Annotated in this window: 12 protein-coding genes and 1 tRNA gene; 9 read left to right on the top strand and 4 right to left on the bottom strand. The window is 71.3% G+C overall.

Annotation, left to right across the window (positions count from 1 at the left end):
• Positions 1-29: 29 nt before the first annotated feature.
• Positions 30-2,942: an SUKH-4 family immunity protein gene (locus ABZZ79_RS21420; protein WP_356690991.1), complete on the bottom strand. Its 2,913-nt coding sequence runs from the start codon at positions 2,940-2,942 to the stop codon at positions 30-32.
• A gap of 8 nt (positions 2,943-2,950) precedes the next feature.
• Positions 2,951-3,943, bottom strand: coding sequence for an SMI1/KNR4 family protein (locus tag ABZZ79_RS21425; RefSeq protein WP_356690993.1), 993 nt, complete (start codon positions 3,941-3,943; stop codon positions 2,951-2,953).
• Positions 3,944-4,251: 308 nt separating this feature from the next.
• Here ABZZ79_RS21425 and ABZZ79_RS21430 point away from each other — a divergent pair, with 308 nt between their 5' ends.
• Positions 4,252-4,776, top strand: a complete 525-nt coding sequence (locus ABZZ79_RS21430) for a YwqJ-related putative deaminase (RefSeq protein ID WP_356690995.1) — start codon at positions 4,252-4,254, stop codon at positions 4,774-4,776.
• A 46-nt stretch (positions 4,777-4,822) separates the two neighbouring features.
• Entirely contained in the window at positions 4,823-5,317 is a 495-nt protein-coding gene (locus ABZZ79_RS21435; RefSeq protein WP_356690997.1) for an SUKH-3 domain-containing protein, read from the top strand.
• 22 nt (positions 5,318-5,339) lie between these two features.
• Here ABZZ79_RS21435 and ABZZ79_RS21440 read toward each other — a convergent pair whose 3' ends face one another.
• Positions 5,340-6,620, bottom strand: coding sequence for a histidine kinase (locus tag ABZZ79_RS21440; RefSeq protein WP_356690999.1), 1,281 nt, complete (start codon positions 6,618-6,620; stop codon positions 5,340-5,342).
• A 167-nt stretch (positions 6,621-6,787) separates the two neighbouring features.
• On the opposite strand from ABZZ79_RS21440, the gene ABZZ79_RS21445 reads away from it, so the two are divergent.
• From ABZZ79_RS21445 to ABZZ79_RS21475, 7 genes are all read left to right on the top strand, one after another.
• Entirely contained in the window at positions 6,788-7,660 is an 873-nt protein-coding gene (locus ABZZ79_RS21445; RefSeq protein ID WP_356691001.1) for a hypothetical protein, read from the top strand.
• 6 nt (positions 7,661-7,666) lie between these two features.
• Positions 7,667-7,737: transfer RNA gene (locus ABZZ79_RS21450), tRNA-Gln, on the top strand.
• Between the two features lie 147 nt (positions 7,738-7,884).
• On the top strand, positions 7,885-9,330 hold the full coding sequence (gene glmU, locus ABZZ79_RS21455; protein WP_356691003.1) for a bifunctional UDP-N-acetylglucosamine diphosphorylase/glucosamine-1-phosphate N-acetyltransferase GlmU: 1,446 nt from the start codon (positions 7,885-7,887) through the stop codon (positions 9,328-9,330).
• Between the two features lie 132 nt (positions 9,331-9,462).
• Positions 9,463-10,443, top strand: coding sequence for a ribose-phosphate diphosphokinase (locus tag ABZZ79_RS21460; RefSeq protein WP_356691005.1), 981 nt, complete (start codon positions 9,463-9,465; stop codon positions 10,441-10,443).
• A gap of 198 nt (positions 10,444-10,641) precedes the next feature.
• Positions 10,642-11,244: a 50S ribosomal protein L25/general stress protein Ctc gene (locus ABZZ79_RS21465; RefSeq protein WP_356691007.1), complete on the top strand. Its 603-nt coding sequence runs from the start codon at positions 10,642-10,644 to the stop codon at positions 11,242-11,244.
• Between the two features lie 75 nt (positions 11,245-11,319).
• The gene (gene pth, locus ABZZ79_RS21470) at positions 11,320-11,922 is read left to right on the top strand and encodes an aminoacyl-tRNA hydrolase (protein ID WP_356691009.1); all 603 of its coding nucleotides are present in this window, start codon (positions 11,320-11,322) and stop codon (positions 11,920-11,922) included.
• A gap of 64 nt (positions 11,923-11,986) precedes the next feature.
• Positions 11,987-12,493 carry a hypothetical protein gene (locus ABZZ79_RS21475; protein ID WP_356691011.1) on the top strand — a complete coding sequence of 169 codons (507 nt, stop codon included), beginning with the start codon at positions 11,987-11,989 and terminating at the stop codon, positions 12,491-12,493.
• Between the two features lie 173 nt (positions 12,494-12,666).
• On the opposite strand, the gene ppc is transcribed toward ABZZ79_RS21475, so the two are convergent.
• On the bottom strand, positions 12,667-15,408 hold the full coding sequence (ppc, locus tag ABZZ79_RS21480; protein WP_356691013.1) for a phosphoenolpyruvate carboxylase: 2,742 nt from the start codon (positions 15,406-15,408) through the stop codon (positions 12,667-12,669).
• Between the last annotated feature and the right edge of the window lie 145 nt (positions 15,409-15,553).

Below are 15,553 nucleotides of genomic sequence, written 5' to 3' on the forward strand. Positions count from 1 at the left end.
GAACGCGCTTCGCCGTCAGTGACGAGACGTCACAGCAGCCCGTCCCACATCTGCTCCAGCAGCACCGACCACCAGCTCTCCGGCGACCCCAGCGCCGCCGGGTCCAGCGAGGCGAGCTGCGCCTGGAAGTCGACGGTCCAGCGGCCCGCCTGCTCCTGGTTCAGCCCGAACCGCAGCCGCCACATCCGGCCCAGCAGAGCCAGACAGCGCACCAACTCCGGCAGACCGGTGTTCACGAACTGCGGCGGCACCGGCGCCCCACCGGGCCCCGCCTCCACCGGCACCGCGACGATGTTCGCCGTCCCGTACTGCACACAGATCGCCCGGCCGAAGTCCGTACCCATCACCAGGTACGAGCCCGCGTCCGCGGCCGGCTGCACACCCCGCTCCGCCGCCAGCTCCGCCAGCGTCGGCACCGGCCGCCCCGGCTGGGCCTGCGCCCAGAAGAACGGGCCCATGTCCAGCGGCAGCCCCGCCACGACCAGCGTGTGCGCCACGACCGGCGGCACACCCTGCCGGGACACCGCCGCCTGCTCGAAACGGAACACCCCCGGCCCGAACGCCGCCGCCAGCTCCTGCGCCACGGCCTCCGGCGGGACCGGCGGCAGAGGCCGCACCCCGGACAACGGCGCCCGCACCGGAGCCGGCCGCGCCGGACCGTCCGCCACCTGGTGCAACTCGCCCTGGTGCGCCAGCAACTGCCGCATCCCCTGCTGCCGGCTCGCGTGATCCGTGCCGTAGGGCGCGATGCTCGTGATCCGCGCCTGCGGCCACTGCTCCCGGATCATCCGCGCGCAGTACGCACCCGGCAGCTCGCACGACTCCAGCTCGGTGTGCAGCTCCAGCACCTGGTCCGGCGGCACGTTCATCGCCCGCAGCTCATGGAAGATCTGCCACTCCGGGTGCGGCGTACCCGGCGCCGAACGCCGGATCAGCTGCTGCTCGGAGCCGTCCTGCGCCCGGTAGCGCAGCACCGCCTGGTAGCCCGGACCGACCGTGGGCAGCCCGGTGGGCGGCTGCTGCGGATAGCCGTACGCCGGCGGAGGCGTACCCGGTCCACCCGGCGCCATCGGCTGCGGCACGCCCACGCCCGGCGGCATACCGGGGACGCCCGGAACGCCGGGGGCACCGGGAGCCGAGGGCGGCGGAGGCACGCCCGGCCCGGCGACCGGAGGGGCCGCCAGCACGGTCTCCGCGTGGTGCACGGCACCCTGCGGGCCGCCCGCGGAGCCGGGTGCACCAGGCGCACCGGGAGCACCGGGGGCGTGACCCACGCCGGGCATGCCCGGCATGCCCGGCGGCTGCGGGGCGCCGGGAGCGTGCGGCGCGTTCGAGGCGCCCGGCACACCGGGTGCGCCCGGCGCCTGCGGCACTCCCGGAGCACCCGGAGCGCCCGGAGGCTGCGGGGCGCCACCGCCCGTGCCACCCCGGCCCGGGTCGGCCAGCATCGTCGCCGCGTGGTGGACACCGCCCGGCGGCGTACCGCCCGGCGCGCCCGGCGGCTGCGGCGCGCCGGGTCCGCCCGCGACCTGCGGGCCGTCGGGGCCCAGCGCGGACACGAGCTGCGTGGGGATGTACCCACCCGTCCCGGCACCGGGAGCACCCGGCGCAGCGGGAGCCGGCGGCGGCGTACTGCCCTGCGGCGTACCCGGGTTGTGCGCTCCCGGCACGCCGGGAACCCCCGGCGCCCCCGGCGGAGGCGGCGTCGCGCCCCCGGGCCGGGTGCCCGGTGCCCCCGGAACACCCGGCGGCGGAGGCGGCGTCGCACCGCCCCGCGCCCGGCGCGGCGGAGGCGTGGCCTTGCTGGTGGCGGCGTCGGCGATGTCACCGGCGTTCGGCGCGAGCCGCCCCGGCGCACCCGGACCGGCGGGCGCCTGAGGCACGGCACCCTGGGCGCCGCCCGCGCTCCCCGCGCCCGGCCCCTGCGGATAGCCGTACGGCGGCGTGCCCGGCACCGGCGGAGGCGTGCCCGGCACCGGCGGAGGCGTACTGCCCTGCGGCGCACCCGGAGCGTGCGCTCCCGGCACCTGCGCGCCCGGTCCGTGCGCTCCCGGTCCGTGCGGGTCCCGCAGCGCCGGTTCGATCGTGGTCCGCGGCAGCTGACTGCCGCCCGAGATCAGGGCCGTCTTGGCCTCCGGCGCCACCGGCGGCGGCACAGCCTCGTCCAGCCCGCTCAGCGGCGGAGCGAACACCGTCTCGGGCAGCGGAACGGAACGGTCCTCACCGGCATCGGCGTTGGTGTCCGTCCCCGCCCAGGGAGTCGCCCCCGGCACCGGCCCGCCCAGGGAACCGCCACCCGGCGAGGGCGCGGGCACCGAAACTCCGGCCCCCGAAACCCCGGGCGCGGGCGTCCCCGGAAAAGCGGCACCGCCCGTTGACTCACCACCGGGCATGCCGCCCACGGGCGCACCACCCGCCGGCACCCCCGCCTGCGTCTGAGCCAGCGGCACCCCGGCCTGCGTCTCCGGCAACGCCGAACCCCCGGCCGCACCGGCCGAACCCGAGCCCGCGGACCCGGCCGCCGCCGAACCGGCCCCCGAAGTCCCGGCCTCCCGCCGATCCGGAACGCCCATCCGGTCCGCCGCCTCCTGCAACCACTCCGGCGGAGTCAACAGGAACGACGTCTGATTCAGATCGACCCGCGCGGCAGCCGGCGGCGGCGCGTCCGCCGGAACCTGCGCACTCACCCCGTACTCCTCCTCGTACCGGCGGATCACCTCACCCACCGGCAGCCCCGGCCACAGCGTCGCCTCGCCACTGTCACGGGCGATCACCAGCCGCTGCGCACCACCGTCCGAACGCGGACCGTCCGCACGGTCCTCCGCCCACACCACGAAACCGAGCCCGAACTCCCGCACCCGCACCTCACGATGCTGATACGAGGGAACGTCCCCGTTGACCCACTCCTCGGCGCGCTCCTGCGCCTGCGCAAACGTCACCATCGCGAAGCTCACTCCCCCGCAGTGCCCGAGACCGGCACGGACCGCGCGAAGCCGCCGTCCACCATCAGATTCGCCACCGTCTCCAACTCCGGCGGCGAACCCGCCAACCGGGACAGGAACACATCGAAGTCCTCACCGCAGGGCAGCAACAACCGCTCCACCCGCTCGGCCGGCGGCCACGAGGGATCCACGTCACGAGCGTCGTCGTACGCGCAGAACCACACCGAGCCGACCCGCTCGCCCTTCACCTTCACCGCCAGCAGACCACCCTGCACGAAGGAGACACCCAGATAGTCCTTCGTCAGATGGTCACGCAGACACTTGTTCACGTACACCAGGTCGTTGACCGCCGCCTCGTCCCGCACCGTGAAGAACGGCTGATCGAGCAGCAGCCCCAACTCCGGATCCAGAGCCGTCCCCACCGGCGCGCTCCCGCCCGCCGCCTTCAGGAACGACCGATAGGCACCCGGCAGCCGGTACCCCAGGTCCTCCTCGACCTGCTGCACCTGCTGCTCCGTCACCGCCACACCCGACTTCGGCAGCCCGAAATGCGCCGGACGCGTCTCCTGCAACGGCCGCGTACCCCGCTTGCCCTGGTCCACCGCCGCCGTCGCCACCCCACCGTGATGCCGCAGCAACGCCTTCACCTCGACCGGAACCAGCTCCAGCCGCCGCGAACCCGCCACGTGATGCCACGTCCAGCCGTGCGGCGTCGCCACCGCGGGCACCGTGTCCCACAACACATGACCCGACGCCGCGAGCGCCGCGTTCGCCGACACGTAGTCCGTCAGCCGCAACTCGTCGACACCGAAACCCTCCGGCGGATCGGCGATCTCCGCCGCCGCACGCGCATAAGCGGAGAAGTCGGGATATCCGTGCTCGTCCACCCGCACCCCCGCCGGATGACGGCTCGCCCGCACCGGGTCCGGGAAATGCACGACCTGCCCGGCGTAGGCCGCGTTCGGCGGCGCGGCCTGCTGCCCAAGCCGACCTGTCGTCATGGCGGTTGCCCCCTGCGGCACTCTGTACGGCCCGTAGCCGCCGGCCCAGTGCCGACCCTGCCCACCACGGTCCGTATCCGACTGTCTCCAACACGCTGAACGCTGTCACCAACGCATTGACCGCACCTGTCGCGGCACCGACAGCCTATGCGGTACACCTCCGGCGGTCACCGGGCCTCCGCTTCCGTGACCAGCCGTCACCCCGCCGTGACAGCCCGCCCAAACCCCCGCGTGTCGCACCGCCCCAGCTTCCGCACCAGGCACGCCATTTGGCAGTCTGGACCCTTCGGGGGGATGCCCGGGAGGGGATGACGATCATGAACGCGACGCGGACGGGACCACACACAGCCACCAACGGCGACCCCCGCGTGGGATGGAGCCACACAGAAACTCCACACACCCCCACCCTCCTCCAACGCCGCGACGGCATCCTCCCCACCGTCGCCGCCGCCCTCTCCGTACGCGGCGCCACCCTCACCGGCACCGCCGCCCGCGGCGACACCCCACCCCCGCTCCACCCCCTCGTCCAGGACTTCCTCGACACCCTCACCAGCGACCGACGCGACCGCTCCACCGGCCGCTGCGCCGAAACCATCCTCATCTCACGCCACATCACCGCCGCCGACGCCGACCGCAGCAAACGCGCCGCCCGCAAACCCATGACCAACGGCGAAGCCCGCAAAGCCCTCAGACAGGCCAAACTCACCACCCGCCGCATCCGCGAGGACGGCGACCCCCTCCACGGCGGCTTCGCCACCCCCTGCCACGCCTGCACCGCCCTCAGCGCCCACTTCGGCGTACGCATCGTCGACCCGGCCACCACGGCCGACTGACCCGCCCGAACACCCGCACCCGCCCCACGCACCGAACAAAGGACAGATGCACCCCGACCGCGCCTCCACCACGCGCTTTCCCGTCCCCGTCGACGCCACCCTGCGCACCGCCGGCTGGCACCCCGGACGCTGGGACATCAAACAGGCCGAGATCTGGGCCGACACCCTGCGCGACCACATCTCCCCCGCGGGCCACCGGCACGCCATCTTCCCCGCCGCCGTCGAGGCCTGGGCCGAATTCGGCGGCCTCCACCTCGCCCCCACCGGCCCCGGCCGCCAGATCGCCCCCGCCGCGCTCCACCTCGACCCACTGCACGGCCTGCACCTCGCCCGCACCCTCGGCGACCTCGGCCGCGCCCTCGACACCGAGGTCAGCCCCCTCGGCGCCGAACCCGACACCGGCAGCCTCATCGCCATCGACACCGAAGGCCGCGTCTACGCCCTCGACCACACCGGCGACTGGTACCTCGGCCCCGACATCGACCAGGCCCTCAACACCCTCGTCGCCGGCATACAGCCCACCCGCCTCACCACCGGCTGACCACCGCCGGCCGAGCCGCGCCCTACGAGGCCGGAATCACCGCCGACACCCGGAAACCCCCCGCGTCCGTCGGCCCCGACACAAACACCCCACCGAGCGCCACGACCCGCTCCCGCATCCCCACCAGGCCGTTCCCACCGGACGGCAGCAGCGCCGACGACGCCACCTCCGGCGGCGGCTCGTTCTCCACCTGCATCGCGATCTCCGAGACCCGATGCGCGAGCCGCACGTACGTCTTCGCGCCCGCCGCGTGCTTGTGCACGTTCGTCAGCGCCTCCTGCACCACGCGATACGCCGTCTGCTCGATCTCCGCCGCATACGCCCGCACGTCGCCCTCCACCGACAGCGCGACCACCATCCCCGCGGCCGCCGACTGCCCCACGAGCTCCTCCAGCTCCTCCAGAGACGGCCCCTCGGCCTGCTCGTCCGCGGCCCGCGACGCCGCCACCGCCACTGCCACGAGCGGCACCTCACGCGCACGCGAACCCTCAGCGCTGCGCAGCACACCCAGCATCTCCCGCAGCTCCGTCAACGCCTGCCGGCCCATGTCCCCCACCAGCGCGGCGTTCCTCGCCGCCTTCTCCGGGTCCTTACGGGCCACGGCCTGCAACGCCGCGGCATGCACCACCATGAGACTCACCCGATGCGCGACCACGTCGTGCATCTCCCGCGCGATCCGCGTCCGCTCCTCGCCCCGCGCCCACTCGGCCCGCTCCTCGGCCCGCTCGGCCAGCAGCTGCAACTCGCGCTCCAGGCTGTCCGCCCGCTCCCGCAGGCTCTCCATCAGCCGACGCCGCGCACCGACGTACATCCCCAGCAGCAACGGCGGAGCCGTCATCCCCACCGACATCGTCACCGCGATGAACGGCACCGCCCACTCGCCGAGCCGCACCTCGGAGTCGGACAGCCGCCGCGCCTGCACGAACGTCACCACGAACATGCCCAGCAGCGACATCCCCGCGAGCGAGGCGATGATCCGGCGCGGCAGCTCGGACGCGGCGAGGGTGTAGAGACCCACGACGCCCATGAGGTAGCCCATCTCCGCCGGGGCGACCGCGATGGACACGAGCACCACGGCGATCGGCCACCGCCGCCGCACGAGCAGGACCGACCCGGCGAGCACGCCGAACACGACCCCCACCGCCACCGGAATCCCGGCGTCCCCCGCGAACTCGACGCCCCTGGCCCCGCACTCGACCGCGGACACCAGCGCCAGCGACCCGTCCAGCAGGGCACCGCGCCACCTGACCCACCACCACGGCCCCTGCCGGGCCGCGGCATGCTCTTCCCCCGTCGTGGTCATGCGACCAGCCTACGGTCGCCACCCCTCCCTTTTCCGGCGAGTTTCGACGACTGGCCTACACCACAGCCCGTAATCGGATAACCGCCAAACCAACAGATATCCCTCGAACTGTTGAATCGCACCGCGTTCGACCCCGGAACCTTCCATTCCGGCCAGACGGTATGCCCATGGCACATTCCACAGGCAAGTACGCGGATTTCGAGGGCCTCCGAGACAGAGCGGTGACGCTGCGGCGGGCGGGGCTCAGCAGGCGCCAGATCCGCGACCGGCTGCACGTCGACAACAACGACATCCTCAACCGGCTCCTGGAGGGCGAGCCGCCCCCGGCATGGACAAGTCGCCCCAACGCCAAGGACGACCTCCGGGCAAAGGCCCGCGAGCTGCGACTCGAGGGCTGGACATATGACCAGATCCAGATGGAGCTGGGGTGCTCGAAGAGTTCGATCTCGCTGTGGGTGCGCGACCTGCCTCGACCCGAGCGCCGCGACCCGACGGAACAGGCCAGGCTGGCCGCGCGGAAGCGCTGGGAGCACGAGCTGGCCGTACGGGACGCGGAGCGCCAGGAGTCGAAGGCCGCGGCCGCGAGCGAGATCGGCGCGCTGACCGACCGGGAGCTCTTCCTGCTGGGTGTCGGGCTCTACTGGGCCGAGGGCTCCAAGGACAAGCCGTACGCCAGGCGCGAGAAGGTCCAGTTCGTCAACAGCGACCCCGGCGTGATCAGGGTCTTCCTCGCCTGGCTCGACCTGCTCCGCGTCGAGCGAGAACGACGGAGGTACGCCGTCATGATCCACGAGACCGCCGACATCTCCGGCGCGGAGCGCTACTGGGCCGACCTCGTGGGCGCCGACTCCTCGGCGTTCAACAAGACGACCCTCAAGAGGCACAACCCCAAGACGGTCCGCAAGAACGTGGGCGAGAACTACCGCGGCTGCCTGGTGGTCAACGTCCTGCAGGGAGCCGAGTTGTACCGTCGCATCGAAGGCGCCTGGTACGGCATAGTAGGGGCTGTCCGTCCGAGTGATCTATCAAACCGGACATAGCGGTAATCCCGGGTCGTCTAAGGGCAAGACGTCAGATTTTGGTTCTGATCATGGGGGTTCGAGTCCTCCCCCGGGAGCAGTTTTGCAAGTTCGGGTCCTCCCCCGGGAGCCCAACGTGATGCGGGCCCTGACAACACTGTCAGGGCCCGCACTCATATCCCCCCACCACCGCCCCGGTATCCTGCGGATGTCACCCCCTCCCCCAAACAGCCGAAGGGCATCCCGTGAGCGCCATTCGCCCGGCAGCCGTCGTCGTTCTCGCAGCGGGTGAGGGCACCCGTATGAAGTCGGCCACACCGAAGGTCCTGCATGACATCTGCGGCCGCAGTCTGGTCGGCCATGTGCTGACCGCCGCCGGTGAGCTGGACCCCGAGAACCTGGTCGTCGTGGTCGGGCACGCGCGGGAGCAGGTCACGGCCCACCTCGGCGCGGTCGCGCCGGACGTGCGCACCGCCGTGCAGGCGGAGCAGAACGGCACCGGGCACGCCGTGCGGATGGGTCTGGAGGAGCTCGGCGGCCCCCTCGACGGGACCGTGGTCGTCGTCTGCGGCGACACCCCGCTGCTGACCGGCGAGACCCTGCGCCTCCTCGCGGACACCCACTGCGCCGACGGCAACGCCGTGACCGTGCTGACCGCCGAGATGCCGGACGCGACCGGCTACGGCCGGATCGTGCGGGACGACAGCGGTGCCGTGACGGCGATCGTGGAGCACAAGGACGCCGACGACACCGTCCGGGAGATCCGGGAGATCAACTCGGGTGTGTTCGCGTTCGACGGCCGGCTGCTGGCCGAGGCACTGAAGCAGGTGCGCACGGACAACAGCCAGGGCGAGGAGTACCTGACGGACGTGCTCGGGATCCTGCGTGAGGCCGGGCACCGTGTCGGCGCCTCCGTGGCCGGGGACCACCGGGAGATCGCGGGCATCAACAACCGCGTGCAGCTCGCGGAGGCGCGCCGCATCCTCAACGACCGGCTGCTGACGCGGGCGATGCTGACGGGCGTGACCGTCGTCGACCCGGCGACCACGTGGGTGGACGCGACCGTGACGTTCGAGCAGGACGTGGTGGTGCACCCCGGTACGCAGCTCCAGGGCGCGACGCATCTCGCCGAGGGTGCGGAGGTCGGCCCGAACAGCCGGCTGAAGGACACTCGGGTGGGTGCGGGTGCCCGCGTGGACAACACGGTGTCCGACGGGGCGGTCGTGGGTCCGGCGGCGAGCGTGGGGCCGTTCGCGTATCTGCGTCCGGGGACGCGGCTGGGCGCGAAGGGCAAGATCGGTACGTATGTGGAGACGAAGAACGCCTCCATCGGCGAGGGGACGAAGATCCCTCACCTGTCGTACGTGGGTGACGCGACGATCGGCGAGTACTCGAACATCGGTGCCGCGAGCGTCTTTGTGAACTACGACGGGCAGGACAAGCATCACACGACCGTCGGGTCGCACTGCCGCACGGGTTCGGACAACATGTTTGTGGCGCCTGTCACGGTCGGCGACGGTGCCTACACGGCGGCAGGGTCCGTCATCACGAAGGACGTACCGCCCGGTTCGCTGGCCGTGGCCCGTGGTCAGCAGCGGAATATCGAGGGCTGGGTGGCTCGTAAGCGTCCGGGGAGCGCGGCGGCGAAGGCGGCCGAGGCGGCTTCCCGGGAGCCGGGCGGCGAAGGCTGACCGGAAACCAGCGCGCCGAACTCGGCGTACCGTGATAGGTGCACACCCGCACCCCCAGCTGAGACGGCCTCTCACGCCCAGTGGCGAGGTCTGCTCGACACCCAGCTGCGACACCTCTGAGGAGACAGTGCTGTGACCGGGATCAAGACGACCGGCGAGAAGAAGTTGATGTTCTTCTCCGGCCGCGCCCACCCCGAGCTTGCCGAGGAGGTTGCCCACCAGCTGGGTGTCGGGGTCGTCCCGACGAAGGCCTTCGACTTCGCCAATGGTGAGATCTATGTCCGCTACCAGGAGTCTGCGCGTGGTGCGGACTGCTTCCTGATCCAGAGCCACACGGCTCCGATCAACAAGTGGATCATGGAGCAGTTGATCATGATCGACGCGCTGAAGCGCGCGTCGGCCCGCTCCATCACGGTCATCGTGCCCTTCTACGGTTACGCGCGACAGGACAAGAAGCACCGGGGTCGTGAACCGATCTCGGCGCGTCTGGTCGCGGACATGATGAAGACGGCGGGTGCGGACCGCATCCTGGCGATCGATCTGCACACGGACCAGATCCAGGGCTTCTTCGACGGTCCGGTGGACCACCTGTTCGCGCTGCCGCTGCTCGCGGACTACGTGGGCGAGAAGGTCGACCGGGAGAAGCTGACGGTCGTGTCGCCGGACGCGGGCCGTGTGCGCGTGGCGGACCGCTGGTGCGACCGGCTGGGCGCGCCGCTGGCGATCGTGCACAAGCGGCGTGACAAGGACGTGGCGAACCAGGTGACCGTCCACGAGGTGGTCGGTGAGGTCCGTGGCCGGGTGTGTGTCCTGGTAGACGACATGATCGACACGGGTGGCACGATCTGTGCGGCGGCGGACGCGCTGTTCGCGCACGGTGCCGAGGACGTCATCGTGACGGCGACGCACGGTGTGCTGTCGGGTCCGGCGGCGGACCGGCTGAAGAACTCCCGGGTGAGCGAGTTCGTGTTCACGAACACGCTGCCGACGCCGGGTGAGCTGAGTCGTGATCTGGACAAGCTGACGGTGCTGTCGATCGCTCCGACGATCGCGAGCGCGGTGCGTGAGGTGTTCGAGGACGGTTCGGTGACGAGCCTCTTCGACGAGCAGTAAGGGTTCTGCAGTGCCCCCGTGAGCGGGGGCCGGATGATCCTTTTGGGTGCGGCCTTCCTGCCGAGTAGACTGCTGAAGTTGCTCGGCGAGGGAGGCCGCACTTCTGTGTGCGGTGGTCCGTTATCGACGCGCTCTTCGTAGCAGGCCGTTCGTGGCCGGGTGACCACGTCCGCTTACTACTTTCTACGAGGAGTGAACATGTCCGAGGTGAAGCTCGCCGCCGAGACGCGCAACGAGTTCGGCAAGGGTGCCGCCCGTCGCATCCGCCGTGAGAGCAAGGTTCCCGTCGTTCTGTACGGTCACGGTTCCGACCCGCTGCACCTGACTCTGCCGGGTCACGAGCTGCAGCTGGCGCTGCGTACGCCGAACGTCCTGATCTCGCTGGACATCGACGGCAAGTCGCAGGAGCTGGCGATCCCGAAGGCCGTGCAGCGTGACCCGCTGAAGGGCTTCCTGGAGCACGTCGACCTGCTGCTGGTCAAGCGCGGCGAGAAGGTCACGGTCGAGATCCCGGTCGTCGCCGAGGGCGAGCTGGCGGCGGGTGGCAACCTGCTGGAGCACGTGCTGAACGCGCTGCCGGTCGAGGCCGAGGCCACGCACATCCCCGAGTCGGTGTCGGTGTCGGTCGAGGGTCTTGAGGCCGGTGCCTCGGTCCTCGCCAAGGACATCACGCTGCCCAAGGGTGTCACGCTGGCCGTCGAGGAGGACGCGGTCGTCCTTCAGGTGCTGGCCGCGCAGGCCGAGGAGGCCCCGGCGGAGGGCGAGGCCGTCGAGGCCGAAGAGGTTTCCGCGGAGGCCTGAGCCTGGGCTCTGCCGTCGTTCTGTCAGCCGCTGCTTCCTGTCGGGGAGTAGCGGCTGGCGTGTATTCAAGGAGACGTGGACGTGACGACCGATCCGAGTGCCCCCTGGCTGATCGCCGGTCTGGGCAATCCCGGACCCGAGTACGCGATGAACCGGCACAACGTGGGGTTCATGGTGGCTGATCTGCTGGCCGAGCGGATCGGGGGGAAGTTCAAGCGGGCCGGCAAGGCGCAGGCGCAGGTGGTGGAGGGGCGGATCGGGCCGCCGGGGCCGGACAGCCGGCGGGTGATCGTGGTGAAGCCGATGTCGTACATGAACCTGTCGGGGGGTCCGGTGAACGCGTTGCGGGACTTCTACAAGGTGCCGGTGGGCCATGTGGTGGCGGTGCACGACGAGCTGGACATCGACTACGGCACACTGCGGTTGAAGCTGGGCGGCGGGGACAACGGGCACAACGGTCTGAAGTCGATGACGAAGGCGTTCGGTGCGGACTATCACCGGGTGCGGTTCGGGATCGGGCGTCCGCCGGGGCGGATGCAGGTGGCGGACTTCGTGCTGAAGGATTTCTCGTCGGCGGAGCGCAAGGAGCTGGACTTCTTCGTGGACCGTGCGGCGGACGCGGTGGAGTGTCTGGTGATCGAGGGGCTTGAGCGGGCTCAGGGTACGTACAACTCCTGACAACTGGGCGAAACCCTCCCACCGCAGTTGACGGTCCGTGCGGGGATGGCCAAGGATCACGGCCATGCCTTCTGCCTCCGTCTCCGCTCGGCGCGCGGCCAAGGCGGCGCCGGGGACCGTCGTGCTGCGGTTCGGCCGGGTGGCCGCCATGGGTGTGGTCACGGTGCTGATCCTGGTCGCGGGTGTGTGGGCGTCCTGGGGTTCGGCCCAGTACGTGATGCTGACCAAGGGCCGCGAGCGCGGCACGGTCGAGGTGACGAGCTGTGGTGAGCGGGCCTGTTCGGGGCCGTACACGCCGTTGTCGCCGGGGTCGCGGGCGCGGGCGAGTGTCGAGATCGACGACACGGTCGCGGTGGAGAAGGGGCGCACGTACACGGTGGTGGTGAAGCCGGGCGGGGAGAGCGCGGTGCGTTCGGGACCGGCCGGGGTGCTGTACGCGTGGGTTCCGCTCGGTGGCGCGCTGCTGCTGGCGTCGGTGGTGGTCGCGGGCGGGCTGCGCCGGACGCGGGCGGCCTGGGTGCTGGCGGGTTCGGGGTTCACGCTGCTGACGGCGGCTTTCCTGGCCGTCTGAAGGCAGAGGTCGGTGGCCGGTCGTGGACGACGGTCGTGGACGACGGTCGTGGACGACGGTCGTGGACGACGGTCGTGGACGACGGTCGTGGACGACGGTCGTGGACGACGGTCGTGGACGACAAAGGGCGGCACCCTCGCGGGGTGCCGCCCTTTGTCGTGGTGCGGTGTGTGTCAGCCGGTGTTGCGCAGGCCCGCCGCCACACCGTTGACGGTCAGCAGCAGGGCGCGGGCGAGCAGCGGGTCGGGCTGCTCGGCGGCCTCGGCGGCGTCGCGCTGACGCTTGAGGAGGGCGACCTGGAGGTAGCTGATCGGGTCGAGGTAGGCGTCGCGGATGGCGAAGGTCTGCCTCAGGACGGGCTGGGCGTCGAGGAGTTCGGCCTCGCCGGTGACGCGCAGCACTTCGGCGACGGTGAGCTCGTGTTCGGTCTTGATGGTGTCGAAGACGTGCTTGAGCTCAGCGGGGACGAGGGTGTCGACGTAGTGGCCGGCGATGCGCAGGTCCGTCTTCGCGAGGGTCATCTCGACGTTGGAGACGAAGTTGCGGAAGAAGTGCCACTGTCCGTACATCTCCTCCAGCACGGTGTCGAGGCCGGCTTCGCGCAGGGCCTTGAGGCCGGAGCCGACGCCGAACCAGCCGGGGACGATCTGCCGGGACTGGGTCCAGCCGAACACCCACGGGATGGCGCGCAGGCCGTCGAGGCCGGCGCCGGAGTCGGGGCGGCGGGAGGGGCGGGATCCCAGGTGCAGGTCGGCGAGCTGGTCGACGGGGGTGGAGGCGAAGAAGTACGCCGGCAGGTCGGGGTCCTCCACCAGGCGCCGGTAGGCGGCGTGGGCGGCGTCGGAGACGACGTCCATGGCGGCGTCCCAGCGGGCGAGGGCCTCGACGGACTGGCGGGGGGCGGTGTGCAGGGCGGATGCCTGGAGGGTGGCGGCGACCGTCAGTTCCAGGTTCTCCCTGGCCAGGGAGGGGATGAGGTACTTGTCGGAGATGACCTCGCCCTGTTCGGTGACCTTGATCTCGCCTTCCAGGGTGCCCCAGGGCTGGGCGAGGATCGCGTCGTGGGAGGGGCCGCCACCCCGGCCGACGGTGCCGCCGCGGCCGTGGAAGAGGCGCAGGCGGACGCCGTAGCGGTGCGCGACGTCGCGCAGGCGGCGCTGGGCGCGGTGGATCTCCCACTGGCTGGTGGTGATACCGCCGAACTTGGAGGAGTCGGAGTAGCCGAGCATGACCTCCTGGACGTCGCCCCTGAGCGCGACGAGGCGCCGGTAGGACGGGTCGGAGAGCATGTCCTCCAGGATGGTGTCGGCTGCCTTGAGCTCGTCGGTGGTCTCCAGCAGCGGCACGATGCCGATCTTGGCCCAGCCGGCGTGGAGGTCGAGCAGGCCGGCCTCGCGGGCGAGGACGGCGGCGGCGAAGACGTCGTCGGCGCCCTGGCACATGGAGATGATGTAGGACTCGATGACCTCGGGGCCGAAGACCGTCAGGGCCTTCTTGACGGTCTCGAAGACGCCGAGGGTCTTCTCGCCGGCCGCGTCGACGGGCGCGGGGGTGGGGGCGAGGGGCCGGCGGGAGCGCAGTTCCTTGGCCAGGAGCTTGGTGCGGTAGTCCCGGGGCATGTCGGCGTAGCGCCAGGACTCCTCGCCGAGCCGGTCGAAGAGCTGGCCGAGGGCGTGGTGGTGGGCGTCGGCGTGTTCGCGGACGTCCATGGTGGCGAGCTGGAGGCCGAAGGCGGCGAGGGTGCGGATGGTGCGGTTCATGCGGCCGTCGGCGAAGAGGCCGCCGCGGTGGGCGCGCAGTGAGGCCTGGATGAGCGTGAGGTCCGCGAGCAGTTCGCCGGTGCCGAGGTAGTCGCGGCCCGTCCGGTGGGGGGTGCCCTTGGCGAGGCGCTGCTTGGTGTTCTCGAGCTTCTGGCGGATACAGGTGGCCTTGAGCCGGTAGGGCTCCTCGGCGTTGAGGCGCTTGTAGCGGGGGCTGATCTCGGGGAGGTTCTCCAGGTCGGCCTGGAGGGAGGTCTTGAGTTCCTCGGTGACGCCGCTGTAGCGGATGGAGTTCGACAGGAAGCCGCGCAGTTCGTCGATCATCTCCAGGGCGTCATTGATGCCGTGTTCGTGCTGGAGGATGAGGACGTCCCAGGTCACCTGGGGGGTGACGTTGGGGTTGCCGTCGCGGTCGCCGCCGATCCAGGTGCCGAAGGTGAGGGGGCGGGTGGTGTCGGGGAGGGTGACGCCGACGCGTTCGAGTTCGGCGGTGAGGTCCTCCAGGACGTCTCCGACGGCGTTCGCGTGCAGTTCGTCGAGGTAGTAGACGGCGTTGCGGGCCTCGTCGGCGGGCTCGGGGCGGACGACGCGCAGTTCGTCGGTCTGCCAGACGAGGTCGATGTTCTCGGCCAGTCGGGTGTCGTGGCGGCGGCGGTCGGAGTCGATGACCGGGGTGTCCAGGAGCGCGGCGATGCGCCGGAGCTTGTTGAGGACCGACCGGCGTGCGGCTTCGGTGGGGTGGGCCGTGAAGACGGGGCGGACGTTGAGGTGCTGGACGGTCTGCCTCAGGTGCTCGGGGTCGGCGTCCTTGAGGCGGTCGGCGGTGCGGGCGAGGAGGCCGCCCTCGGCGGCGCGTCGGGCGCGCAGCTCGCGGCCGCGGTGCACCTGCTCGGTGACGTTGGCGAGGTGGAAGTAGGTGGAGAAGGCGCGTACGAGCTTGGCGGCGGTCTCCAGCTCGGTGCCGCGCAGCAGCTCGGCGGCGGCCTCGCCGTCCTCGCGGGTGAGGCGGCGCACCCTCTCGACGAGTTCGAGGAGCTCGGGGCCTTCCTGGCGGACGAGTGTCTCGCCGAGGAGGTCGCCCAGGCGGCGGATGTCGGCGCGCAGCTCGGTGCTGGTGTTCGCCTGGGACACAGTCTGGTCGTCGGCACTGCTCACAGGTGCGGCTCCTTGCAGTGTTGAAGCTCGTCTGGGAGGGAACCCGGACGACCGGCGGGCGGCGGGGTGCCGCATACGGGCGGTGCTTCCGGGAAGAAATTCAGAGCGGACCGCGCTGTCCGACCGGTTCCAAGGATAGGTGTCG

The organism is Streptomyces sp. NPDC006458, assembly GCF_040612135.1.
Classification (GTDB): domain Bacteria; phylum Actinomycetota; class Actinomycetes; order Streptomycetales; family Streptomycetaceae; genus Streptomyces.